The sequence below is a fragment of the Candidatus Alcyoniella australis genome (genome assembly GCA_030765605.1).
GTDB lineage: Bacteria > Lernaellota > Lernaellaia > JAVCCG01 > Alcyoniellaceae > Alcyoniella > Alcyoniella australis.
Genome location: JAVCCG010000035.1, coordinates 18,232 through 43,664, shown reverse-complemented (window position 1 = coordinate 43,664; position 25,433 = coordinate 18,232). Strand labels below are relative to the sequence as shown.

General features: G+C 60.4%; 21 protein-coding genes, 2 tRNA genes and 1 riboswitch. Of the genes, 12 read left to right on the top strand and 11 right to left on the bottom strand.

Going from position 1 to position 25,433, the window contains the following annotated elements:
• The first annotated feature begins 70 nt into the window (after positions 1–70).
• The 4 genes from P9M14_04165 to P9M14_04150 all read left to right on the top strand — a co-directional run bounded on the left by P9M14_04165 (position 71) and on the right by P9M14_04150 (position 5,840).
• Positions 71–1,543: a PKD domain-containing protein gene (locus P9M14_04165; GenBank protein ID MDP8254920.1), complete on the top strand. Its 1,473-nt coding sequence runs from the start codon at positions 71–73 to the stop codon at positions 1,541–1,543.
• A gap of 40 nt (positions 1,544–1,583) precedes the next feature.
• Positions 1,584–1,753: riboswitch (cobalamin riboswitch) on the top strand.
• A gap of 141 nt (positions 1,754–1,894) precedes the next feature.
• Entirely contained in the window at positions 1,895–2,758 is an 864-nt protein-coding gene (locus tag P9M14_04160; GenBank protein MDP8254919.1) for a hypothetical protein, read from the top strand.
• 2 nt (positions 2,759–2,760) lie between these two features.
• The gene (locus P9M14_04155; GenBank protein MDP8254918.1) at positions 2,761–3,915 is read left to right on the top strand and encodes a hypothetical protein; all 1,155 of its coding nucleotides are present in this window, start codon (positions 2,761–2,763) and stop codon (positions 3,913–3,915) included.
• Positions 3,912–5,840 (top strand): TonB-dependent receptor, encoded by a 1,929-nt coding sequence (locus P9M14_04150; protein ID MDP8254917.1) that lies wholly within the window; start codon positions 3,912–3,914, stop codon positions 5,838–5,840. Before P9M14_04155 ends, P9M14_04150 begins: the two co-directional genes overlap by 4 nt.
• Positions 5,841–5,902: 62 nt before the next feature.
• Here the strand turns inward: P9M14_04150 and P9M14_04145 are convergent, their stop codons facing one another.
• On the bottom strand, positions 5,903–7,405 hold the full coding sequence (locus tag P9M14_04145) for a carboxypeptidase M32 (protein ID MDP8254916.1): 1,503 nt from the start codon (positions 7,403–7,405) through the stop codon (positions 5,903–5,905).
• A 238-nt stretch (positions 7,406–7,643) separates the two neighbouring features.
• On the opposite strand from P9M14_04145, the gene P9M14_04140 reads away from it, so the two are divergent.
• Positions 7,644–8,360 (top strand): hypothetical protein, encoded by a 717-nt coding sequence (locus P9M14_04140; GenBank protein MDP8254915.1) that lies wholly within the window; start codon positions 7,644–7,646, stop codon positions 8,358–8,360.
• 27 nt (positions 8,361–8,387) lie between these two features.
• Here P9M14_04140 and P9M14_04135 read toward each other — a convergent pair whose 3' ends face one another.
• Positions 8,388–8,753 (bottom strand): PilZ domain-containing protein, encoded by a 366-nt coding sequence (locus P9M14_04135; GenBank protein MDP8254914.1) that lies wholly within the window; start codon positions 8,751–8,753, stop codon positions 8,388–8,390.
• A gap of 201 nt (positions 8,754–8,954) precedes the next feature.
• Positions 8,955–9,995 (bottom strand): nitronate monooxygenase, encoded by a 1,041-nt coding sequence (locus P9M14_04130; GenBank protein MDP8254913.1) that lies wholly within the window; start codon positions 9,993–9,995, stop codon positions 8,955–8,957.
• 197 nt (positions 9,996–10,192) lie between these two features.
• Between P9M14_04130 and P9M14_04125 the strand changes: the two genes are divergently transcribed.
• Complete coding sequence (locus tag P9M14_04125; GenBank protein MDP8254912.1) at positions 10,193–10,627, top strand: RsbRD N-terminal domain-containing protein; 435 nt, start codon at positions 10,193–10,195, stop codon at positions 10,625–10,627.
• Between the two features lie 4 nt (positions 10,628–10,631).
• Here P9M14_04125 and P9M14_04120 read toward each other — a convergent pair whose 3' ends face one another.
• The 7 genes from P9M14_04120 to P9M14_04090 all read right to left on the bottom strand — a co-directional run bounded on the left by P9M14_04120 (position 10,632) and on the right by P9M14_04090 (position 16,868).
• A complete protein-coding gene (locus P9M14_04120; GenBank protein ID MDP8254911.1) occupies positions 10,632–11,288 on the bottom strand; it encodes an SRPBCC family protein in 657 nt (218 codons plus the stop codon).
• A 12-nt stretch (positions 11,289–11,300) separates the two neighbouring features.
• The gene (locus P9M14_04115; protein MDP8254910.1) at positions 11,301–12,539 is read right to left on the bottom strand and encodes a metallophosphoesterase; all 1,239 of its coding nucleotides are present in this window, start codon (positions 12,537–12,539) and stop codon (positions 11,301–11,303) included.
• A gap of 84 nt (positions 12,540–12,623) precedes the next feature.
• Positions 12,624–12,701 (bottom strand) — tRNA-Glu (locus P9M14_04110).
• 8 nt (positions 12,702–12,709) lie between these two features.
• Positions 12,710–12,782: transfer RNA gene (locus tag P9M14_04105), tRNA-Lys, on the bottom strand.
• A 63-nt stretch (positions 12,783–12,845) separates the two neighbouring features.
• Complete coding sequence (locus P9M14_04100; GenBank protein ID MDP8254909.1) at positions 12,846–14,144, bottom strand: adenylosuccinate synthase; 1,299 nt, start codon at positions 14,142–14,144, stop codon at positions 12,846–12,848.
• 1 nt (position 14,145) lies between these two features.
• On the bottom strand, positions 14,146–15,729 hold the full coding sequence (gene serA, locus P9M14_04095; GenBank protein ID MDP8254908.1) for a phosphoglycerate dehydrogenase: 1,584 nt from the start codon (positions 15,727–15,729) through the stop codon (positions 14,146–14,148).
• Entirely contained in the window at positions 15,726–16,868 is a 1,143-nt protein-coding gene (locus tag P9M14_04090; GenBank protein MDP8254907.1) for an alanine--glyoxylate aminotransferase family protein, read from the bottom strand. Before P9M14_04090 ends, serA begins: the two co-directional genes overlap by 4 nt.
• 199 nt (positions 16,869–17,067) lie before the next feature.
• On the opposite strand from P9M14_04090, the gene P9M14_04085 reads away from it, so the two are divergent.
• The 5 genes from P9M14_04085 (at position 17,068) to holA (ending at position 23,321) form a co-directional block, all read left to right on the top strand.
• Positions 17,068–18,462: a hypothetical protein gene (locus P9M14_04085; protein ID MDP8254906.1), complete on the top strand. Its 1,395-nt coding sequence runs from the start codon at positions 17,068–17,070 to the stop codon at positions 18,460–18,462.
• 153 nt (positions 18,463–18,615) lie between these two features.
• Entirely contained in the window at positions 18,616–19,194 is a 579-nt protein-coding gene (locus P9M14_04080) for a hypothetical protein (GenBank protein MDP8254905.1), read from the top strand.
• A gap of 86 nt (positions 19,195–19,280) precedes the next feature.
• Positions 19,281–21,776: a leucine--tRNA ligase gene (gene leuS / locus P9M14_04075; GenBank protein ID MDP8254904.1), complete on the top strand. Its 2,496-nt coding sequence runs from the start codon at positions 19,281–19,283 to the stop codon at positions 21,774–21,776.
• Positions 21,773–22,303, top strand: coding sequence for an LptE family protein (locus P9M14_04070; GenBank protein MDP8254903.1), 531 nt, complete (start codon positions 21,773–21,775; stop codon positions 22,301–22,303). Before leuS ends, P9M14_04070 begins: the two co-directional genes overlap by 4 nt.
• Entirely contained in the window at positions 22,290–23,321 is a 1,032-nt protein-coding gene (gene holA, locus P9M14_04065; GenBank protein MDP8254902.1) for a DNA polymerase III subunit delta, read from the top strand. The genes P9M14_04070 and holA overlap by 14 nt, the downstream gene beginning before the upstream one ends.
• A 20-nt stretch (positions 23,322–23,341) precedes the next feature.
• Here the strand turns inward: holA and rpsT are convergent, their stop codons facing one another.
• On the bottom strand, positions 23,342–23,617 hold the full coding sequence (rpsT, locus tag P9M14_04060; GenBank protein MDP8254901.1) for a 30S ribosomal protein S20: 276 nt from the start codon (positions 23,615–23,617) through the stop codon (positions 23,342–23,344).
• Positions 23,618–23,725: 108 nt separating this feature from the next.
• On the opposite strand from rpsT, the gene murJ reads away from it, so the two are divergent.
• Positions 23,726–25,417: a murein biosynthesis integral membrane protein MurJ gene (gene murJ / locus P9M14_04055; GenBank protein MDP8254900.1), complete on the top strand. Its 1,692-nt coding sequence runs from the start codon at positions 23,726–23,728 to the stop codon at positions 25,415–25,417.
• Positions 25,418–25,433 lie beyond the last annotated feature (16 nt).

Here is a 25,433-nt window from a genome sequence, read left to right as displayed (position 1 = left end):
TCGGCCTCCACGGAGAATGAAAATGCGAATCGTACGATTTCTGGCTGCCTGTGCAATATGCTTGGTTCCAATGGCCGTGTTGGCAGGACCGTCGTCGAACCCGGATCAACTGCATTTCTCCTGGCAGCAAGATCCGTCAACCTCCATCACCGCTGTGTGGCGCACCGATGTGAGCGTTACAGGCAGTGTTCTGGAATACGGTATTGGCGAGCTGGCCGACTCTGTGGAGGGTTATAGTTATTCGTATTCAGGAGGGCACGGAATTCTGCACGTGGCCGAGGCCACGGGGCTCGAGCCGAACACGGTCTATCAGGTGCGCGTGGGCGACGGAGCAGGTCACAGCAGCGGCATTGAGAATATCGTTACCGCACCACTTCCGGACGACGTGTGTCAATCCTACAGCTTCGTGCTTTTGGGCGACAGTCGTTCGACAGTGGGCGATGGCGTATCGATCTGGTGGCCCACGCTGCTCGACGTGGCCACCGACCAATCGCCGGACTTCATGCTGTTCAACGGCGACGCAATCAAAGAGGGAGACAATCAGGACGGCTGGGATGATTTCTTCGATCCGGGCGATATGGCGTACTGCCCGCTGATGCCGGTATGGGGCAACCACGAGGACCGCGGCGGATCGAAGTATCTGCCCCAGTACGCCCTGCCAATCAACGACCGCACCGCGACCGAGGATTTCTACAGCTTACGCTACGGCAACGCGCTGTTCCTGGCGCTGGACACTGAGCACGGCGCAGCGCAATACCTCACTCAGCAGTCCTGGATGCACGATCAGCTCGGCGGCAGTGACGCACTGTGGAAATTCGCCTTCTTCCACCGTCCGGCATACTCCTCGGGCACGACCCACGGCTCGGAACCCGAGGTGCAGCAGTACCTCGTTCCGCTGTTCGACCAGTACCACATTGACGCGGCCTTCGGATCTCACGATCACATGTACGAGCGCACCGTGCCGATCTACAACGACCATCAGGTGGAGCAGAGCGAGGGCACGGTCTACTTCGTTTCCGGCGGCGCCGGCGCCTTTGTCAACCCGATCGGCGGGATGGCCTGGTTCACCGATAAGTTCCTGGGGATGATGCACGTGTTGCTGGTCGAGGTGGACTTCGACCGCGCACGGTTCACGATGATCGGCGCCACGGAGGTCACCTGGGAAACATATGAAATTTTTAAACCCGGCATCGGCAAGCCCACGGCGGCATTCACCATCGATCCGCTGCCTGCGACTACGGGCCAGACAGTGCGCTTCGACGGCTCGGATAGCTTTGATCCCTGTGATGAGCTGGCCAACTACTCCTGGCAATTCGGCGACGGGACTGCGGGTGAGGGGGTCATACCCGAACATATCTACAACGAGCCAGGCACCTACAGTGTGGCGCTGATCGTGACCGATTCCGACGAACAGACTGCTCAGCTGGTGCAGCAGCTCGAAGTGCTCGAGGGTTCCGGCGACGACGATGACGACGACTCGTCGGACGACGACGATCAGAGCGGCGATGACGATGACGACGATGCTGACGGCTGCGGCTGCTGATCCGGCGGCTTGACTTCAGGTAGCGTCGTTATAGACTAGATACAACTTATGCGGTGCGGTTCGAGGGAAGCCGGTGAAAGACCGGCGCGGACCCGCCACTGTGATGGGGGATGCACTGTTCCGAAAGCCACTGGCGCAAGGGCGCTGGGAAGGCGGGACAGGGCGCTTGACTCCAGAGCCAGGAAACCTGGCCGCACCGCACAACCATGATCCTCGAGGAACAAGAGATCGGTTGTGGATCGTCGGCCAAGCAAGATCAAACAAAAAGCCTTCGTTCCGCTCTCGGTCTCGCACGCGCGAAAGGAAACCGATATGCGTGCGGGAAGCCTAGTTACAATTCTTGTGTTGTTGTTGATCCCGATCGTCTCTGCGGCGGGACCGTTCGACCAAACCGGCATCGATAAAGACGATCCGCATATCCTCGGTTGGGCCAGCGGATACCTGGACTACCTGCCTGCCGATGGCGTTGACCTGGCCTGGCAACACCCGGAAAAGGCGCTGGGCCCGGCCACGGGCAAGCACATCGACATCGTCTCCCTTGGGGAACGCGCGCAGGGATCCACGGAGCCTCCCGGCGAGATCACCCTGACCTTCGATGGGTTGATCAGCAACGGCGAGGGAGCGGATATCGTCGTCTTTGAGAACGGATTTACCTCGGACGGTCTGTTGTTCGCCGAGCTGTCGTACGTCGAGGTCTCCACCGATGGCGAGAGCTTCGCGCGCTTCCCCTGCGTCTCGCTGATCGACGGGCCGGTGGGCGCCTACGGGCTGATCGATCCGACCGATGTCTTCAACCTTGCCGGACGACACGCCAACGCCTACGACGTTTCCGAGGGCACGGGGTTCGACCTGGAGGATCTGCAGAGCGACGCGCTGGTGCTCTCCGGTGAGGTGGACCTGCAGCGGATCAACTTCGTGCGGATCGTCGACGTTCCGGGCTCGGGCGATTACAGCGATACGGCAACGCGGTTGGGTTATGCGCAGGACAATCCGATCTTTGACGTGTATCCCACGTACGGCTCGGGCGGAACCGATCTGGAGGCAATCGGATATTTGCACGGCAGTACGGCTGCGGATGACGACGACTCTAGCGACGATGACTCGGACGATGACGAAGATGACGACCAAGTTGCTGACGACGACGATTCCGCTGATGACGATGACCTCGATCATCAGTCCGCCGTGGGCAGCGATAACGCGGCTTGCGGTAGTTGAAAATGTCCCGTCGACAGAACGAACTTTCGAAGGTATTAACATCGCTGCTTTGCTGCATGCTGATTTTGGTTTTAGCGGGCTGCGAGGATCCTGCGGTCGATGAAGATCAGCCGATTGACCTGAACGACGATGACGATGCGCCCTATCCGTACGCCTTGGTAATCGGCGGCGGTCTGAGCGAGACGCTCTCGGTGCTCAAGGTCGAGGGCCCTGGAGAGTACGTGCTGCTCGACGACGTTCGCGCCACGGGCCAATCGATCACGCAGACGCTGCTGCACAGCGGCGAACTGTACGCGCTGTGCTCGCTGTCCAACTCGGTGGTGGTCTACGACCAGGGCGAGCTGCAAGTACAGCGTGAGATATCGGTCGGATCGGGCAGCAACCCGATAGCAATGGACTTCGATTCGCAGGGTCTGGCCTGGATCGCCAACTTCATGGAACAGGACGTATCGCTCTACGACCTGTCGACCGGGATCAATGCTGAAGATCGCGAGCTGGCGCGCATCGCGCTACCCGAGGAATTTCAGCTGCCCGGCGACGAGGGCTGGGCTCGTCACAGCGGCCTGCTCGTTGTCGACCAGCGGGTGTTCGTGGCGCTGCCCAACCTTGACGGCGATTTCACAGCCAACGGGCCGGGAGTGGTGATCGTCATCGATCGCGCTGAGCGCAACCAGACTGCGGATCTGACCCTCACGGGAAGCGATACGGTCGGACTGGTCGAGGATTTGCAGCGCGGATTGCTGTGGGCGGTCAGCGCGGGCGACTACGATCAACAGGACGGTTTCGTTGGCAACGGCCGCGTTGAGGCGATCGATCCGCAGACCCTCGAGCTGGTGCGCGACTTTGAGGTCAACGGCGCGCCGATCGAGATGTTGATCGACGAGCAGGGGCTGGGTTGGTTGGGCAATGCACGCAACGGCGTGCTCACGGCAATCGACCTGGAGAGCGGCGAACAAGTGTATCAAGTCGATTTACGCGACCAGGACGATCCTCTGGGCTTGAGCATGATCAGCGGCCTGACCCTGTCGCCCGACGGTCTGCTGTGGGTCACGGAATTCAACCACGACCGGCTGTTCGCCATCGATCCGCTTAGCGGCGAGAAGGTCGAGAGTTTTGTGGTCAACGACGGACCGGACACCCTGACGGTAATCGATTGAGACAAAGAGAGCTGATACTTGCAGCGGCGCTGTGGGCCGTGTTGCTGGTCTGTGCGCCGCTGCGCGCTGAAGAGGATGCGGACGAACAGCCGCCAGGCTACACGCTGCCCGAGCTGGTTGTCAGCGCCGAGGCGCTCAACGAATCGGTGGAGGATCCTCCGGCGTTCGTGCAGGTGATCGATGCCAAGAGCTATGCCGGTCGCATGGCGACCACCGAGGAGATGCTCTCCTCGGCCGTGGGCGTTCACATGCGCGACTTCGGCGGCCTGGGCCAGCTCTCGACGATCTCGATCCGGGGGACCAGCGCGGACCAAGTCGTAGTCTTGATCGACGGCGTGCGGGTCAACCCGGCCAGCGGCGGCGGAGTGGACTTCAGCTCGATCCCGGCCGAACACATCCAACGCATCGAGGTGCTGCGCGGCGGCGAGTCCGCGCTCTACGGCGAGGGCGCTGTGGGCGGCGTGGTCAACATCGTCACGCGCAAGGCCGGTACGGGCGAGGCCAATACTTTAGGCGTCAGCTACGGCTCGTTCGATACGTTGCGACTGTCAGCGGCGCGTAGCGCGCAGCTCAAGAAATGGAGCTATCTGGCCTCGATCGGCTATTTGCACTCGTCGGGCGCGTTTCCATTTGTCAGCAACAACGGCACTGAGCTTGACGACTCGGACGATCGCAGGGACGTGCGCCGCAACAACGGGTTTGACAGCCGCGGGCTGTTGATTAAGGCCGGATTCGCAGCGACCAAGATGCTGGACGTTTCAGTGCAAAACGAGTTGGTCAGCTCGCGGCGCGGCATGCCCGGTCTGGTGACCTTTCCCACGCCTCACGCCTATTCCGAGCAGCTGCGCGAAATGCTGACCGTCAAGTCGGCGCTGGCCGAAGTGCTGCCCGGCCTGACTCTCACCAGCGGCGGCTCGCTGATCTTTGCCGACCAGAGCTATGGCGATCAGGCGGGCGAGGGCACTGGTGTTGCCATCGACTCGCACCAACGGCAGTACGCGCCCGAGGTCAGGCAGGCCCTGCAATACGTTTGGGGCGCGCACCAGATTTGGCTGCTCAGCGGACAATACCGCCTGGATATTTTGCGCGACGAGCAGTTCGACGACCCACAGCGAACAACCTGGTCAGCTGCCTTGCGCGATCAGATCATGCTCTGGGGCGAGCTGCTGACCGTGGTGCCTGCCGTGCGCTACGACTCGGCCAGCGAAGCGGGCGACCAATGGTCGCCCAAGCTCGGCATGGCGCTCAAGCCGTTGTCGTGGTTGACGATCAAGGCCAACGCCGGGCGCAGTTTTCGCGCGCCGAATTTCTACGAGCTGTATTTCAATCAGGGTTTCGTGGTCGGCAACCCGCAGCTCAAGCCAGAACGCGCCTGGAGCATGGACGGCGGGGTGCAGTTCAACACTCGGATTTTCAACGCCGAGGCGGTCTACTTCCGCTCGGAGATCGACGATCTGATCGAGTACCTGCTGCTCTCGGGTTTTCGCTACAAGCCGTTCAACATCGGTCGGGCGATCATCAGCGGGTACGAGGGCAGGGCGGCCCTGCGGCCGGTGGACTGCCTGGCGCTCTCCGCGGCATACACCTACACCGATGCCATCGACGACACGGACGAACCCAACCGCCGCGGCAATCAGATTCCGGGACGGCCGCGACACAAGGCAGCGGGAAAGGTTGAACTGCTGATCGAGCCGTGCACGCTGTTCGCCGAGTACCGATTTATCAGCGGCAATTATGTTACCCGAGCCAACACCAAGCTGCTCGAACCGCGCCAGGTGCTCAACGCCGGATTGATCGTGCGCGCGGGCGAACACTTCCGCATTGGCGCCGAGGTTAAAAACCTATCCGATGATCGGATGGTCGACGTGCGCGGACTGCCGTTGCCCGGACGCAGCGTGTTTCTCACGCTGCAGTCATCGTTTTAGCAAAAAAGAAAACGGCGCGACCATCGGCCGCGCCGCAGTAGAAGCTCCGTGAATGATTCGGGCTACAGATCGTACAGCGCGCCGAACTTGGTCTCGAGGTATTTCATGAAGTCCTCGGCGCTCGGCGGTTTGCCCGTGACGCGTTCTACCAATTCCGAGGCGACGTAGCGTTTGCCCTGGCTATGGACGTTGGTGCGCAGCCAGTCCAGCAGCGGCTTGAACTCGCCTTGCGCGAACATCTCGCCCAGGTCGCCCAGATCCTGCGAGGCCTTGGCGAACAGCTGCGAGGCGTAGAGGTTGCCCAAAGTGTAGGTCGGGAAGTAGCCCATCATACCCTCGCACCAATGCACGTCCTGCAACACGCCCTGAGCGTCGTCGGGCACGTCCACATCGAGGTACTGCTTCATCTTGGAGTTCCAGGCCTGCGGAAGATCCTCAACCTCGATCCCGCCGTTGAACATCTCGCTCTCGAGCTCGAAGCGCAGGATGATGTGCATGTTGTAGGTCGCCTCGTCCGCTTCGACGCGAATCAGCGATCCCTCGACAACGTTGATCGCCTTGTAGAATTCATCGAGGCCCACCGAGCTCAATGCCTCGGGAAAGGTTTGACGCAGGTCGCCGTAGAAGTGCTTCCACAGCGGCAGGCCGCGACCCACGAGGTTCTCCCACATCCGGCTCTGGCTCTCGTGGACGCCCAAAGAGACCGATTCGCCCAAGGGAGTATCGACGTTCGCGGGATCGATTCCCTGTTCGTAGAGCGCGTGTCCGCCCTCGTGCATCATGCCGAACAGCGAGGGGCGCAGGTCGTCCTTGTAAAAGCGCGTGGTGATCCGCACGTCGCCCAGTGAGCCGGTGCAGAACGGATGCACGCTGATGTCCTGGCGTCCGCCCTCAAAGTCGAAGCCGAACTGCTTGATCACCTTAAGTCCGAACTCGCGTTGTTTGTCGATGGGATAGTTCTTGCCCACGATCACGCCCAGGTCGTGTTTGGGTTTGGCCAAGATCTTTTGCAGGAACGGCACCAGCCGGCCGCGCAGATCATCGAGCAGCGCCTTGGTGCTCGCCTCGTCGGCGTACGGTTCGAACAGGTCGAGCAATGCGTCGTAGGGACGGTCGGCGAAACCCAGGCAGGCCGCCTCCTGCTTGCGCAGCTCGATCATCTTTTTCAGGTAAGGGGCGAACGCGGCGAAATCGGAGTTCTTGCGCGCCTCGGCCCATGCCTGGTGACTGATCGTACCGTGCCGCGCCAATTCCTGGACCAGGTTCGGCGGAACCTTGGTCGCGCGGTCGACCTCGCGTTTGAGCTCGCGCACGTTGGCCTGTTGATCAAAATCAAGCTCGTCCCGCACCTCATGCAGCTGGTTGATCCCCTCGACAAAGCGCGGTGAGCAGACCCACTCGTGGACCAACCCCTCGAGGATGGCCAGCTGCTCGCCGCGTTTGGCAACGCCCTTGGGAGGCAGGTTGACCATGTGGTCCCAGTGCAGGATCGCCGTGGCGCCCTGCAGCCTAGAGATCTTGGCGTATTGTTCGATGACGTTCTTGTAGGTCGGTTCGATGTCCATATTTACGTCCTCGTGGTTCTGGGCAGGCGGATCTACGCCAAAGAATATAGCTGCCGAACGGTCCTAAAACAATGCTCGTCCGGCGGATCAAAATACTCGATTGGGCGGATGGTGGTAAAATAATCGCATGTCGATAATTCGCGCATCGGCCATTGGGCGGAGGTTGCTTGCAACGAGCGCGCTGCTTGTCGTTGTTATGTTGTTTGCCGGCTGCAACTTCAACGACGGCGAAGGACCCGTGAATTGGTTCGACGAGGACGACGACGCTGCTAACGAGAACGATTCATCAGACGACGACGATTCGCCAGATGACGACGATTCAGCGGACGACGACTCATCAGATGACGACGACGACGATGACGATGATTACGGCGAGCTGATTTTTTCCGAGGATTGGGAGCGACACGAATCGGGATCGCCGCCCGGCGAGCCCTGGCAAGTCTACGACAACGGTGGAACGGCGCAGGCCAAGATCGTCTACTCGCGCACCGGATGGGGCAAGTCGCTGCAGCTTGACGCCGACGTGCCATCGGACATCACTGCTGTTTCGCCCTGGGCCGTGGGCGGGCTGACCAGCGGTACGATCAGCGCGGAGTTCGACGCGGTACTCGACCAAGGCGACAACCTGGGCGTAGTTCTGATCGGCGAGGGCTCGCTTAACCAGGTATACGCGATCGTCATCGCCGGACAGGTGGTAACGATCGACGGCGAGGAGTCGGTGGTGGTCTGTGGATCGCACGATCCGGGCAGCTGGGTGCACGTGCTGATCCAGGCGCGGATCGGCAGCCAAACTCACAGCGTTACGGTCAACGGCCAAAGCGGGCAGTGCAGCGATCTGGGATGGGTCAACGCCGGAGTCGGATCGGGCGAACTGGGAAGCATGGGGATTTTCATCGACCAATATCGGGCCGGAACCGGCCGGGTGGACAATATTCTGGTCTATTACGGTGAATAGCTCGCACCTACGCCAATTGGGCAGGGGCTAGTTCGGCCCCTTTTTATTTCCAGAGACCACCGACAGCAGCTCGTCCTCTTTTTTAATCAGCTCCTCGATGAATTCTGAATATTCCGGCGGTGCAAGAACCAACTTGACGCCGACCATGTAACCGTTGGGAGAACCGGGGGGCAGCGTGCGCTGCCAGACTACGCGTCCGCCCGTGCGGATTATACGCTTGGGGGGCATTTTGACGTCGATCAATACTTCGCTGGCCATCGGGATGTTGTGGTCGGTGGTGATGCCGAAACCGGTCTTGCTCAGGTTGTGCACATAGCCAAAGCACTCCCCGCCGGAATAATTGATCTTCGCCAACAATGCCTTGAATACTCGACGGTGCTCGCGCTGATCCATGGACATAGGGCCCCCACCAATTTTTGCGGAGGATTTTGGATCATTGCTGCTGCGCCGAGATGCGGGCAAGATGCCCACATTTCAAAACTATTATTCGATCTTGACGCTGATTGCGAAGTGACAAAGGTCACTAAATTGAAAAAGAATAAAAAGGGGCCGCGAACGGCCCCTTCAGGGAATCGATCTAATTTGCAAAAACGATCAGTCGGCGAGTTTCTTCGCCAAAGCGGAGTTGGCCTGCTTGGCCTCGGCCACGATACGTTCTATCAGCTCGGCTGTCGTGGGTACGTCCTGCACCAGGCCCATGACCTGTCCAATGGGATAGACGCCCTCGTCCAAATCGCCTTCGACCGTTGAGAGCCGGAAGCCGCGGAAGCCTTTGGCCAGGTATGCCAGCTGCATCGTGGTTTTCAGGCCGGCCTTCATTGTCTGGAGGAACAGCTTGTAGTACGGGACCTGCATCTCCTTGGCAATGGCAAAGGAGTTGAGGAAAGCGCTCCACAGTCCTACGCGACGGCGCATGGCTTTGCGCGCGCCGGGCGTATCCATTACTCGTGCCGGAACGCCATCGAAGCGGTTGGTGTAGAAAGTCTCGGTAACGTCTTTCTTGATCGTCATCTGCTTGGTCGAATCGTGGACCGGGCTTTCAGCGGTGCTGGCAAAGCGCGTGCCCATGGCGACACCCTCGGCACCCAAAGCAAGCGCCGCGGCCAGTCCGCGTCCATCGCCGATGCCGCCGGCGGCGATTACAGGGATATCGAGCAATTGTGAAAGCCTGGGAACCAGCAGCATGGTCGTCACGTCGCCGCCATGGGCCGCGGCCTCGTGCCCCGTGGCGATCACCGCGTCGCACCCGTATTCCTGGGCGCGCTTGGCGTGGCGTGAGTTGACCACCGTGGCAATGACCTTGCCGCCGTAGGTCGCGGCTTCTTTGACGATCCAGTCGCCCTTGCCCAGGGCAAAGTTGATCACCGGCACCTTCTCTTCGAGAATCACCTTGGCGTTCTCGTATGCGCCGGGGAACAGCAGCGTGGCGTTGGCGCCAAACGGCTTGTCGGTCAAGCTTCTGATCTTCTTGATGTATTCTCTGGTCTGATCTGCGTTGAGGGTACCCGTTGCCAAAATCCCCAATCCACCAGCGTTGGAGACCGCGGCCACCAGCTCGGGCTTGCTGACAAAGCTCATTCCGGAGAGCAGGATCGGGTACTTGATTCCAAACAGTTCTGTTATCCGCGTTTTCATAGGTGCTCCTTGTGAAATCGGCGCCACAGTATACTGAAATGCCCGGTGGGTGGGAAGTGCATCCGGATCCGATATTCACTTGCCCAGACACAGCTGTAATTCCACGCCAACGTCGGTCGCATGATGCAATTAAACTAAACGCCGCGTTGAGGCAATGATATGATTAAGCTGCTGAATATTTTAAGAGGGGGAACGCGATGCTATACCACAGGCTGGTCGAGCTCATCGAAAAGAACGCCGATGATCTAACAAAACGCTGGATCAAAGAAATACGGTCAAATCAGCAGACGCCGACCTATGCTGAATTTGACGAACAGCAGCTGTATGAGGGAACGTATTCAGTCTACAGCGAGCTGGGCAAATGGATCGGCAAGGAAACTACCAAACAGGATGTGGAACAGCATTACACCAGCATCGGCCGTCAATTCAGGAAGGAAGGCCTTGCCCTGTCCGAGGTAATCCAGGCGATGGTCTTGATCAAGCGTCACCTATGGCTCAAGGTGCTGCGCGACGGACTGCTGGATACTGTGATCGATCTGCACAGCGCCCTGGAACTGAACAATCGGGTAGTGCTGTTCTTCGACCGGGCGATCTACTTCTCCACCATCGGTTACGAGACGGCAGGAAAATAAGCAACTACTTTTGTATTTGCTCCAGGTCCTGCTCCACCACCTGTTTGAGCTTGGCCCAGTAGCATCGCATTTTGTTGTGGTACATGGTCTTGCCGTAGATTTGCCACAGCACCCCGAAAACCCTGCCGTTGGGCTGGATCGACATCTCGTTGATCAGGCGCGTGCCGCCGTTTGCCAGGGGCTCCAGACGGTAGACGAACCAGCCGCCGAGCATTCCGTCGATAAAGGCGATCTTAACCAGGCGACCCGGATCGACCTCCACGAACTCCATCAGCATTGAGGGGTTGGAGATAAAGTCGATGGTGATCAACATCCGCTTGCCCAACACGGGGCAGCCGCTGTTGGGAAAGCTGACGTGGACCATGCTGTCGATGCCGTTCCAGCGCACGATCTTGTCCTCATCCACCAAATAAGGGTAGACCATCGCGGGATCGGCGTTGATCTCGACGCTGATCGATACGGTCTGTAGCGGCTGAGCACTTGAACAATCCGGTTCCGGGGAATCGGCGCGAGCCGGTAAGCACAGCGTACCGACCAGCAGCAGGCAGGCAATTAGCGCAGGTGCGAGGAGCGGGCGTACCCGCTGTAGCGTGTCGAGCACGGATCGTCGCGGATGACGCAGTAGTTGCGGACGGATTGTGCTTCGCAGTGGAAGCCTCATGATTAATCCAGGTCAGTGGATGATCTGATAGGTGTCGAACACCTCGCCGTCGAGATTGATCGCGTCTAAGGTCATGGTCTGGTCCGCGACGTGTACGCTCATAAAATGGTGCGTCGCTTCGTACACGCTGATGTGCTCTACATCGCGCGCCCAGCTATCCAGACCGCCGCCGGCGCCGCCGATGATATAGCTGGCAACGCCGTTGCGCAGGCCGCGCTCGTAATCGTGCGTATGGCCGTTGAAATAAACATCGACGTTGTAATTTTCCATCTGCGGCACGATGAACAGGCGAATTAATTTCTCGCCCTCATAGCCCTCCCAGCCTTCGCACCAGGGCGGGGTGTGGAAGAAGACCACGCGAAACTCCGCGTTCTGCGCTTCTTCGGAGGAAAGCGCCGCGACCATGAACTCATACTGCTGCGTGCCGGGAAAGGTGAAGTGCCAGGTGTCCTGCTCAAGACACAGGAAAAACACGTTGCCGTAGGTAAATGAGTAGTAAAGCTTGCCGTCACCGGGAAAGCGGAAATTATCCTGAAACAGCGGCGATCCGCCCTCGTGGTTGCCGATCGAAACGAAAAACGGCGTGGAGCGCCACAGCGACTGCGCGGGGGTGAAGACCTGCTGATCGTAGTCTTCCTCGACCCAGCCGTCGTCCACGATGTCGCCCACAGAGATCGCCATGTACGGATCTTCCATTTCCATCAGCGAGGCGATTTCGGTGAAGGTCTCATAGCCACTCTGGTTGTCGCCGAAAGCCACGAAGTTGAGCGGATCGGCGCTGGTAGGCGCTGTGCGGAACGAGTCCACGCTGGTCTGATCAAGACACGTGCGCGCCCTGTAGTAATAGGTGGTGTTCGGCTCAAGCCCGGTGATTGCCAGCTCGTGTTTCGTAACCCAGTTTTCGTCGTAGACGAACTTGCCCAAATCCGCGGTCGTGCCGTATTCGACCAACGAATCGCCCGTCTCATCGGATCGCCACAGCACGCTCATGCCGGTGGTTGTTCCCAATTGCAGGTAGGGCTGCCGCACCAACACGGCCGGGCAATCCAGCGGATCGGGGGGCGGATCGTCGTCATCATCGTCATCGTCGTCAGCGTCGTCGTCGCCGATATCATCGTCATCATCGTCGTCGTCATCGTTAACGGAATCATCGTCGTCGTCATCGGAATCCGTGGAGCAGGACGCGACGATCAACAGCGAGAGCAGAAGCAACAGCAAGATAGGCAACGCGTGGAGACGATGTGAATTCATTGGCAGTTCCCCCCATCGATTTACAGGATTTTGATGAGCAGCTAAGCGTCGATTGAGCCGCACGTACGGGTCGCGGGGTTGTGGTGGCGTCCCCAACGGGATTCGAACCCGTGTCGCCGGCGTGAAAGGCCGGTGTCCTAGGCCTGGCTAGACGATGGGGACATCCTTGATGAGCCGTGCAGGGATCGAACCTGCGACCTGCGGATTAAAAGTCCGCTGCTCTACCAACTGAGCTAACGGCCCAAACTTTGGGCGCTAAAACTAGATATCACGCCAAGCTTTGTCAAGCCGTAATGCTACCCGGGTTCACGATGTGCTGAACGGCTCGCTGAGCATGATCGTCTCTTCGCGGCCCGGGCCCACGGAAATCAGCGTCACCGGGATGCCCGCCAGGCTCTGGATGCGTTCGATCAATGCCCGCGCCTGCGAGGGCAGGTCTTCGAGCTTACGGCAGTCCTTGACGCTTCCCGACCAGCCGGGGAGCTGCTCGTAGATCGGCGTGACGCGTTCGAGTTCATCGATCAGCGCCGGAACGCTTTGCAGCGGTTCGCCATCGAGCTGATAGCCGGTGCAGATGCAAAGCGGGTCAATGCCGTCGAGCACGTCGAGCTTGGTCAGGGCCAGCTCGCTGAATCCGCAGAGGGTCGTGGAGTAGCCCAGCACCATGCCGTCGAGCCAGCCGCAGCGCCGCGGGCGTCCGGTGGTGGAGCCGAACTCGGCCCCGGCCTTACGCAGTTGGTCGCCGACCTCGTCGCTAAGTTCGGTGGGAAACGGTCCGGCGCCAACGCGGGTAGTGTAGGCCTTGGTCACACCGACGATGCGCTGGATACGCTTGGGCGCCACGCCCGAGCCGGTGCAGATCGCGCCGGCCGTTGTGTTGCTGCTGGTAACAAAGGGGTAGGTGCCGTGGTCCAGGTCGAGCATCACGCCCTGGGCCCCTTCGAACAGCACGCTGCGCCCCTGGTCGACGGCCTGGTTGACCAACAGCATGGTGTCGGCCGTATGGTCGCGCAGCTTATCGGCCATCGCGCCGTAGCTCTCGAGCACCTTTGCCAGTTCCAGCGGCGGGCGTCCGTAGCGCTTCTCGAGCATGAAGTTGGCTTCGTCGGCCAGCGGCTCGAGCAGTTCGCGCAGCCTGGAGGGATCGACGAATTCGGCAAAGCGGATGCCGCTGCGGTCAGCCTTGCTGCGATAGGTCGGCCCGATGCCACGGCCGGTCGTGCCGATTTTGTCGGCGCCGCGGCTGCTTTCGCGGGCCTTGTCCAGTTCGATTTGGTAGGGCGTGATCACGTGCGCGCGCTGGCTGATTTTCAGACGCGACGCGTCGGCGATAACGTTGATCGTCGCCAGGCGTTCGATCTCCTCGAGCAGGATTTCCGGGTTGATCACCACGCCGTTGCCAATCAGACACAGGCAATCCGGATGCAGAATCCCGCTGGGGATGTGGTGCAAAATCGTGGTGCGACCTTTGACCACGATGGTGTGGCCGGCGTTGTTGCCGCCTTGGTAGCGGACCACCAAGTCCGAACGCCGGGCGTAGAGATCGACGACCATCCCCTTGCCCTCGTCGCCCCATTGCGAGCCGATTATCGCGGCGGTCGGCATATTACAGCTCCACCTGGTTGACGGAGTTGACGTTGCGCAGCTTGGCCAGGTCGGCGAGCTGACGCTTGTCCAGCGAATGATCCAGGGCGATCAAGGTGGCCGCATTGCTTCCGGACTTGAGGCGACCGAGCTGCACCGTGGCGATGTTGATCTTGCGTCGCCCAAGGAACGTGCTGATCGAGCCCAGCACACCGGGCAAATCCTTGTTTTGTACGATCAGCAGCTGACCCTGGGGCTCGATGTCGACCGGGTAGCCGTTGTAGTCCACCAGCCGCAGCTCGCCGGTCTCACGCTTGGTGCCGGCCACGCTGAGCTTGCCCCGCGAGACGTGCAGCGTCACTTTAATCAGGTTGGAATGGTCGCGATGCGATTCGCTACGCGTCTCGATCAGCTTGATCCCACGCTCGGTGGCAAGCGAAGCGGCGTTGATCTCGTTGGCATCGTCGGTGAACTGCGACATCATTCCGCACAGCAGGGCCTGATTCAGCGGTGCATGCGGCAGCTTAGCCACGGGCCCGCGGTACTCGACGTCGACCTGGCGCACGTCGCGCGGCGCGAGCTGCCCCAGCAGGCTGCCCAGCTTGCCGGCCAGCGTCTGATAGGGACGCACTGCGTCCATCATCTCCGGCGGAATTCCCGGCACGTTCACCGCGTTGCGCACGACTTTATCGAGCAGCATGTCGCGGATCTGCTCGACGACGGCCACGGCCACCTTGTCCTGGGCCTCGACCGTGCTCGCGCCCAAATGCGGCGTGACAACCACGTCGCCGCGGTTGAACAGCGGAGAGTCGGTCATCGGCTCGCTGATGTAGACGTCGATCGCCGCCGCCGCGACCTTGCCCGATTCCAGCGCGGCAAGCAGGTCCTGCTCGTTGACGATCCCGCCCCGCGCGCAGTTGATGATCCGCACCCCGCGCTTCATTTTGCGGATCGCCTCGGCGTCGATCAGCGAGGCGGTGTCCTTGGATTTGGGAACGTGGACCGTGATGATGTCCGCTTCCTTTAACAGCTGGTCGAGCTCCACCAGGGTCACGCCGAGTTCCGCCGCACGATCCGGAGCAATGAACGGATCATGGCCGATGACGTTCATGTCCATGGCCGAGGCGCGCTTGGCCACGATGCTGCCGATGTTGCCCAGGCCGATCACGCCCAGCACCTTGCCCGTGAGTTCGGTGCCGATCCACTTGGATTTTTCCCAACGCCCCTCGGCCAGCGAGCGGTGCGCCTGAGGGATGTTGCGCGCCATGGAGCACATCAGGGCGATGGTGTGCTCGGCTGTGGTGATCGTGTTGCCGCCGGGGGTGTTCATCACCACGATCCCGCGCTTGGTGGCGTAGGGCACGTCGATGTTGTCCACTCCGCTGCCGGCCCGGCCGATTACCTTGAGCAGCGGCGCGTCGTCGATCAACTCGGAGGTGACCTTGGTCGCGCTACGCACGATCAGCGCGTCGGCGCGCGCCAGCTTGGCCTTGAGTTGATCGGGGCCCAAGCCCGGGGAGTAGGTCGTGCGGACGCCCTTGATCGCCTTGAGCGCTGCCAGGCCCTTGGCTGAAAATTTGTCGCTGACCAATACATTAAAGCTCATTTACGCTCTCCGAGAATTTCCGATGCCCGGCGCAGTCCGGCGCCGCGTTCGAACTCGTAGTCCAAATCGGCGAGGACGTTTTCAAGAGCGGCCACTAGTCCGACTACGTCGCGCTCGCGCACGTTGCCCATCATGCCCACGCGGAATATCTTGCCCTTGGCCTGGTCCTGTCCGCCGGCCACGGTAATGCAATAGCCCTCGCGCAGTCCGGCGACGATCTTGCCCGCATCGATTGTCTCGGGCGAGTAAATCGCGGTCACCGCATCGCTTGGCGAGCTGGAATACAGCTTCAGCCCCAGAGCCAAGGCCGCCTCGCGCAACGCGCGGGCGAACAACGCGGTACGGCCGTAAAGTTCATCTAGCCCCGGTTCGAGGAAACGGTCGAGCACCGAGGATAGTCCGACCACCAGGCTCACCGCCGGAGTGTAGGCCGAGCTGTTCTTGGAGATCGCCTTATGTTCCTTGGCCAGGTTGAAGTAGAAGCGGGGCAGGGTGGAAGACTCGCTGAGTTTCCATGCCTTTTCCGATAGAGCAATCATCGCCAGTCCCGGTGGAAGGGACAGGGCCTTCTGGCTGCCGGTGATCAGTACGTCGATTCCCAGCTCGTCCATCGGCAGCGGGAACACTCCCAAACCGGTGATCGCATCGACCACCAGCACGGTATCCTCACGCTGGGCCGTCAGCTGGGCAAGCTGCTCCACCGGATGGCGCGTGCCCGTACTGGTCTCGCTCGCCTGGCAATAGACGGCCTTGATCTGCGGGTCGGCCTCCAGGGCCAGTCTGACCTGCTCGGGATCGACCGCACTGCCCCATTGGACGTCGATGTTGGTCGTCTCGACGCCGTAGGCCTCGCAAATCTGGGTCCAGCGCTCGCCGAACTTGCCGCCGAGAATCACCAATGCGTGGTCGCCGGGGCACAGCAGGTTGCTCACCGCGGCCTCCATGGCGCCGGTGCCCGAGGACGCGAGGATCAGCACCTCCTGCTGTGTGCCGAACAGCGTTTTAAGCTGACCGCGTACTTTTTCGAGCAACTGGGCGTACTCGGGCGCGCGGTGGTGGATGATCGGTTGAGCCATGGCCAGCAGGGTCTGCTCATGGATCGGAACTGGTCCGGGAGTGTAAAGTAGTCTGGTTTTCATTGGAGTATCTCAGCCCTAACTAGTAGTTGGTTGAATTTGCGCCGGACAAGATACCTCTGAATCAAGCGCCGAAGCAAGGTTGAAACATTTTGCCTAAAATCAGTACGAGTAATCAACCGGACCGCGAAATACGTAAGCTGTGTTAAACTTGTAAGAGGCGCTGATACTTAAAGGGGCAACAACGCGAGGAAACAAACAGATGAGTAAAAGTGGCCACGTTTTTCACCTAAGCATCGCCGTCTTGGTCAGCCTGCTGCTGATATTTGCCGTTGCGCTCGACGCCCGGGCGATGATCGTTAAACAGAGCTTATCCGATATCGTGCTCCAGTCCCAAGACGTGGTGCACGGCGTTGTCAGCGGGGTGCACAGCTACCCTGATGGCGATCTGATCAGAACCTCGGTCGAACTACAGACCATCGAAACCCTGGCTGGAGAGCCGGCCGACACTGTTTCCTTTGAAGTGCTTGGTGGAGAACTGGACCAGCTCGGTCTGTGGGTCGAAGACAGCCCGCGGTTCCATGTCGGCGAGCAGGTCGTGGTCTTTTTGCGCGATCACCGCGATTTCCCGTTGGTCGGACGTATCCAGGGCAAGCTCAGCGTTACCGACGGCCAGGTGCGCGAGTACGGCGTTTCGATCGATCTGCTGACCTCGGCCGTAGACGACGCGCTGGCCGGCAATCCGTTGAACTACCTGCCCCAACCTACGTTCTACAATCCTCCGCCGGGCTGCGACAACGCTGATCCGCCCTCCAAGGGCTGCCATTACGAGTACGAGGGCTACCACTGGTCGCTGTCAAACCCCACGCGCCAGGACTATCGATACAACGAAAACAATCCCAACATCTCCGGAGAGGGCGGCCAGATCAACAGCGCCTCTCCGACTTGGTCGCTTTTCCACTCCGGCGCGGCCTGGGAAATAAGCGATAACGGTACGACCACGGTCAACGACTACACGTCAAACAACACGAACGAGGTGTTTTTCGGCTACCTCGATCTTAAGAGCGGCACTCTGGCAATGGTTATGGCATGGTACAACCCGCAGACCGGCATCATCGCCGAGTGCGACATGGGCATCAATCTGCAATATTCATGGTCCACCGGCTGCGCCGCGGGCAAGTACGACGTGCGCACCATCGCTCTGCACGAGTTCGGCCACTTTCTGCTGTTGGGCGACATCTACGACGACTCCTACGACGACCATGTAATGTACGGCTACGGCTGGCCCGGCGAGTGCGACCACGACCTGGCCTGCGGCGACCGCGACGGCGTACAGCAGATCTACGGCCTCTACAGCGGCCCTGACGATGACGACGACGACGACGTCATAGACGACGATGACGACGATACCAGCGACGATCGTGCTGATGACTGCCGGATCGTCTGCGACCGGATCAGCACCTGTAGTCTGGGAAGCGACATCGGCTTCGCGACCATGGGCGAGTGCCTGGACACCTGCGAAAACTTCAAGCAGACCGTGGTGGATTGCATCCTGGGCGCGGACACCTGCACCGAGATAGCAAGTTGTGTGGGGCTCGACGAGGGCTCCACGCGTAGTTCAGACAGCTCGGACGATTCTTCGAGCTGCGGCATTTAGCGTCTGAGAGCCCATCGGGTTTTACAGGGACGGATCAAGCTATAAGTCCGCTGCTTTTTTACGAATTGTCCGTACGATCATTGTTGACAGCGTTCAATATTGTCTTTATATAGATCTAACCGCGAAATACCTTTTTCGGAGGCTTTGAAGCACATGCGTACTGCGACGACCCTCGGATTGATTGCTCTGCTTACGCTTGCCATAGCGCTGCCGGCCATGGCGCTTACCAGGGAGCACCGCTGCCAGGTCTATTTCGGACCCAATACCTCCGAGGTTTTCGGCGACCAAGTCCACGGATCGATCCGTGACCTGATGCTGGTATGGGACTCCTCGGGGCTGAAGAACATCAGCTTCTTCATCAGCGTCTACGGCAAGGGCGAGTTGGAAGTGCAAGATATCCTCTACGTCGAGGACGGCGAGACCAAGTGGAAGATGTCAGACCGTAAGCGCGGTCTGCCGATCATGCTCTCGCACACCAATCCCAGCTTCCGTGAGACCTACGAGGAGAAGCTTTTCATCTTCGGCAGCGGCCCGATCGACTACGAAAACAGCGGTAAAATCGTTTTTCAGATGAAGGCCGGGGAACTGCCGTTCGAGATGTATTGGGAGATGAAAAGCAACCATATCTTCAGCCCGATGATTCCCGACGAGGAGTGCCCCGATGCCAAGCAGGGCGATCAACTCTCGATTCCCGACGCCGAGCCGAGTCCGCCTGTAACCGACTACAAGTGACCGGCTGACCGAACCTGAACTTTGACGCGTCGGGTAAACGCTCGGCGCGTTTTATTTTGTAAGGGGCTCAGCGAGAGGTTACTCAGATGAATGCCAAATACGATCCTACAACAGGCATGGAACAACACTGGCAGGCGGTCTGGGAGGAGAGCGGTCTCTTCCAGGTATCCGAGGACGACCAGCGACCAAAATTCTACCTGCTCGAGATGTTCCCCTATCCCTCGGGCAAGATCCACATGGGTCACGTACGCAATTACAGTATAGGCGACGTGCTCAGCCGTTTTATGACCATGCGCGGCTACAACGTGCTGCATCCCATCGGCTGGGACGCGTTTGGCATGCCGGCCGAGAACGCTGCGATCCAAAACCAGAGCCATCCCGACGACTGGACGCGCGAGTGCATCCGCATGATGCGCGAGCAACTGACACGCCTGGGATACTCCTATGATTGGTCGCGCGAGCTGTCCACCTGCGATCCGGAATACTACCGCTGGGAGCAGTGGCTGTTCACCAAGATGTACGAACGCGGGATGGTCTACAACAAGCGCTCCTACGTCAATTGGTGTCCCAAATGCAACACCGTGCTGGCCAACGAGCAGGTGGTCGATGGCGGCTGTTGGCGTTGCAATACGCAGGTCACGGTCAAGCAGCAGCAGGGTTGGTTCTTCCGCATCACCGAGTATGCCGACGAGCTGTTGGAGATGACGCAGCAACTTGGTCAGAACTGGCCCGAGCGCGTGTTGACCATGCAACGCAACTGGATCGGCAAGAGCAAGGGCGCGCGGATCATCTTTAAAATCGAGGGCGGCGAAGAATCGATCGATGTATTTACCACCCGACCGGATACGATCTTCGGCGCGACGTTCATGGTGCTCGCCCCCGAGCATCCGCTGGTAGAGGAGCTGAGCAAGGGCACGCAGCACGAGCAGGCGGTCCGCGAATTCGCCACGCGGGTGATCCTCGAGGATAAAGAGAAGCGCACCAGCGACGAGTACGAGAAAGAGGGGATCTTTGTCGGAGCCCATTGCATCAATCCGTTCACCGGGTTCCGCATGCCGATCTACGCCGCCAACTTCGTCCTGATGGACTACGGCAGCGGCGCTGTGATGTCCGTACCGACCCACGACCAGCGCGATTTCGAGTTCGCCAAGCGCTACGGACTGGAGCTCAAGGTTGTGATCGCTCCGCCGGACGATCTCGATCTGACCCCCGAGCGCATGAGCGAGGCCTACGTTGACGAGGGCCTGCTGGTCAATTCCGGCAAGTTCAACGGCATGAACAACCTCGACGCCATCGAGACGATCACCGCCGAGCTGGCGAAGATCGGCTGCGGTGGAGAATCCTTTAGTTATCGCCTGCGCGATTGGGGCGTCAGCCGCCAGCGCTACTGGGGCGCGCCGATCCCGATCATCTACTGCGAGGACTGCGGCACCCAGACCGTGCCGATCGATCAGCTACCCGTCGAATTGCCGCTGGACGTGCCGCTTACCGGCGAGGGGGGCAGCCCGCTGGAGACGATCCAGGGTTGGGCCAACACCAGCTGCCCAAAATGCGGCGGCCCGGCGCGGCGCGAGACCGACACCTTCGACACCTTCGTCGAGTCCAGTTGGTACTTCGCCCGCTATTGCTCGCCGCACTACGACCGCGGAATGGTCGACGCGGAGGCCGTTGGCTACTGGATGCCGGTCGACCTCTACATCGGGGGCATCGAGCACGCGATCCTGCACCTGCTCTATGCGCGATTCTTCCTCAAGGTAATGCGCGATATCGGCCTGGTCGAGGTCGACGAACCGTTTACCCGGCTGTTGACCCAAGGGATGGTGATCAAAGACGGATCCAAGATGTCCAAGAGCAAGGGCAACGTTGTCGATCCGGACCAGATCATCTCGCGCTACGGGGCCGACACCACGCGGCTGTTCATTCTCTTCGCCAGCCCGCCGGAGCGCGACCTGGAATGGTCCGATGCCGGAGTCGAGGGCGCGCACCGCTTCCTGAGCCGCGTCTGGCGAATGGTCCACGATTGGTTCGACGTGATCGACGGCGTGCAGCCCCAGAGCGGTGAGCTGACCGGCGAGGAGAAACTCGACGCCTTGCTGCGAAAGACTCACCAGACGATTAAAAAGGTTACCGACGACATTGCCGAACGTTTCCACCTCAACACCGCAATCTCGGCGATCATGGAGTTGGTCAACGAGATCTACGCGATCAAGCCCGAGCAGGCCGTTGGCCCCCAAGCGGCGGCTGTAATGCGCTTTGCCGTCGAAACGACGGTCATGCTGCTCTCGCCGTTCACCCCGCACATCTGCGACGAGCTGGCCAACCGTTTGGGTTATGACGATCCGCTGCTGACCCGCGCCTGGCCAAAGTACGATCCCGAGATGTGCATCGAGCAGACCGTAGAGGTCGTGGTTCAGGTCAACGGCAAGGTACGCGAGCGGATCCTGCTGGCGGCCGACGCCTCGCGCGAACAGGCCGAGCAGGCGGCTCTGGAATCGTCCAATGTACAGCGCCACATCGAAGGTCTCCAGGTTCGCAAGGTGATCTGGGTGCCCGGTAAGCTGGTCAACGTAGTCGCAAAATGAGAACTCGCGTACAGCCGCTGGCCCGCTGGCTGACGGCGTTGGTCCTGATATTTGTATTTGCAGGCTGCGGCTACCACCTGCCCCGGCGCGGCCACAACCTGCCGGTGCGCATCAAGAGCCTGGCCGTACCGGTCTTCGCCAATAAGACGTTCGAGGCGGGCATTGAGGACGGCCTGACCGATGCGCTGATCCTCGAGTTGAGCAAGACCGGGTGGGTGATCGTCTCGGATGTGGAACAGGCCGACGCCGTGGTCTACGGCACGATCAACAGCTTTCGCACCAGCCCGATCAGCTTCTCGATCAGCGAGTTGGCCGTGGAGTATCGCGCGGTGATGAGCTGCAAGGTCGTGGTCGAGGACAGCAGCGGACACAAGCTGTGGAACGACCCCAACGTCTCCGAGCGCCGCGAGTACGAAGTGACGTCCGATCCGTTCGCCTCCGAGGCCGCCAAGCAGACGGCGCTGGACCAGATGGCCGCGGCCATCGCCGAGCAGATACACGACAGGCTGTTCGATGGCTTCTACTAATCTCTCCGCGCTGCTCGATCCAAAGCTCGCGCCAGATAAACTCAAGCCGGTCTACCTGCTGCACGGCCAAGAAGCTTTCCTGGTCGAGCTCGTGGCTTCCCGGCTGACCGAGCTGGCTCTGGACAACGCCCCGCGGGACTTCAACCTGGATCGGGTGCAGGCAGGCGAGGCCAAGATCGGGCTGCTGATCGAGAACGCCAGGACCGTGCCGATGATGGCCAAGCGCCGGATTGTGCGAATCGACGGCGTCGACCGGCTCAAGGACCACGATCTGGGACCGCTCAAGGATTACCTCGCAGCCCCGGTCGACAGCTGTCTGCTGCTGCTCACCGCCGCGGGCAAGCGCGCCGCGCCGGCACTGACCCGAGCCGTGAATAAACACGGCGCGACCGCTGAGTTCAAACCACCGCGCGAGCGCGAGCTGCCCGGCTGGATCGACAAGCTGGCCGCGCAACGCGGTATCGTGCTTGATTCCGAAGGACGTGCCTTTCTCGCCCGTGCCATCGGTTCCGATTTGGGAAAGATCGCGGCGGAACTGGAGAAGGTCGCGCTTTACGCCGGGGAGCGCAAGCAGATCAAGATCGAGGACCTGCGGGCGCTGGTCGCCGACGTGCGGATCGACGCCCTGTATAAGCTGACCGATCATCTGGCGGCCGGGCAGGTCGAGCAGGCGCTGGTATTGGTCGACGGCATGCTCGGGCAGGGCACCCACCCGTTACAGATTATGCCGTTGCTGGTCAGGCATTACAGCCAGCTGCTGCAAGGCGTGCAAGCCAACGCACGCGGAGATGACCTGTCCGATCTGGCGGCGTCGATCGGCGTGCGGCCGTTTCTGATAAGGCAGTTTATCGGTCAGGTGCGATCGTTCGACGAGCCGACCCTCGAGCAGTGCCTGCGACGCCTGTATCAAACCGATCAAATGCTTAAGTCGAGCCGACTGGCGCCAGGACTGATTATGGAGCGGCTGATGTTAAAACTTGGCCGCGCGGCCGGGACGGGCCGCGGGCAACGTCAATGAAGTCTAAGAATGTTTCGGAACTATTCCTGGACAGCCTTGGCCTTGGCGGCGCGTTTGGAAAGTCGACCGATTTTTCGTGAAGCGGTGCGGTGATGCAGCACGCCTTTGGATGCCGCCTTGTCGATGGTCTTGATCGCGTCGCGCAGATCAACCTCGATCTTTTCGGCATCATTTCCTTCGAACGTTGCAAGAGCCTTTTTCGTCTCGGTCTTTACCCGGGTTTTAACCATGCTGTTACGCATGCGACGCTTTTCGCTCTGGCGGTGGCGTTTGATTGCAGACAGATGATTGGCCAATGCATCCTCCATGTCGCACGGGGCGATTGCTCAGCCCGGTCGACTCAATTTTGAGGCGCAAATAATGCACAAAAGGCCGTGCTGTTGTCAAGTGGAGAATGCGTCGCGGTGACAAACAGCGTGAATAGCCAGCGGCCGGAGTCATCTGAGAACACGCGCATCGCCCGCGCCGCCGGGGTCGTTGGTTCGGCGACCATGCTCTCGCGTGTGCTGGGCTATGTTCGCGATATGGTGATTGCGCTGTTCTTCGGCGCCGGTCCGGCGGCCGATGCGTTCTTTGTAGCCTTCCGCATTCCAAACATGCTGCGTCGGCTGCTGGGCGAGGGTTCGCTGACCGTCAGTTTCATCCCGGTGTTCACCGAGACCCTCGACAGGCAGGGGGAGCAGCGGGCCAAGCAACTGACCTCGGCCGCGTTCAGCATGGGTCTGAGCCTGCTGGTGCTGTTGACTGTGCTCGGGATCTGGCTGGCCCCGTGGCTGGTGCGCGTAATTTCCCCTGGGTTCGGCGACGATCCGCTGAAGTTTGCGCTGACCGTCAATCTGTTGCGCCTGATGTTCCCGTTTCTGATTTTCGTCTCGCTGGTGGCGTTGTGCATGGGAGTGCTCAACTCCCTTGGCCACTTCGCAGCTCCGGCGTTGGCGCCGGTGGCGCTGAACATCTGCATGATCCTTGGGATGGTCGGGCTCGGCCCGCTGTTCGGCACCGAGCGGATCTACGCCCTGGCGATTGGAGTGCTTGTCGGCGGAGTTGCGCAGCTCGCGTTGCAACTGCCGTTCCTGGCCAAACGCGGTTTCCTGCCGCGGCCGAGCCTGTCCTGGAACCTGCCCGAGCTTCGTAAAATCGGAATGCTGATGCTGCCGGCGATTTTCGGACTGGGAGTGACCAACCTCAACGTGATGGTCAATACGTTCTTCGCCTCGCTGCTGCGCGAGGGCTCGGTGAGTTTTCTATACTACGCCGACCGCATCATGGAGCTGCCGCTGGGGATTTTCGGCGTGGCCATCGGCACTGCCGCGCTGCCGGCGATGAGCAGGCAGATTTCGGCCAACGACCTAAGCGGAATGAAGGGCACGCTCAATCTTTATCTGCGGATTATCATCTTCATTACGCTGCCCGCGGCGCTGGGGTTGATCATGCTGCGCGAGCCGATCGTGGCCGTGCTGTTCCAGCGTCGGGAGTTCGACGATGCGGCCACCCAGGCCACGGCACTGGCGCTGGCCTGCTACGCTGTGGGGCTGGTGGCGTTCTCCGCGCTGCGCATCGTGGTTCCCGCGTTTTACGCGATGAAGGATACGCTGACTCCGGTGCTTTGCGCTGCTGCGGCATTCTTTGCCAACATCGTCTGCGGCCTCTGTTTCATCGGCCGTGTGCCATACGTCCAGGGATCGGGCGCGATCGTCGGCCTGCGCAATGCCGTGGCCTGGACCACGCAGCACTTCTCGCTGGCCGACCTGGACCACGGCGGACTGGCGCTGGGGGCCAGCGCAGCGGCGTTTCTCAACCTGGGGCTGCTGTTATGGATTCTGCGTAGGCGCGTGGGCAGGCTCGGAGCGCGACTGGTACTGGGCTCCACGGCGCGCATTGCGCTTGCCTGCGTACCGCTGGTTCTCGGCTGTTGGGGGGCGCAGCGGATCGGGCTGGTGAACAACGGACGCGGCTTCCTGTTCGAGGCCGGCGGCCTGTTGCTGACGATTTTAGCAGCCCTCGTGCTCTACGCCGGGGCCGCGGCTTTGCTGCTGCCGGCGGAACTGGGGCGTATAATACAGATCGTCTCCAGGAGACTTCGCAGGCGTCCATAGCTTCCGCAAGCTTGGC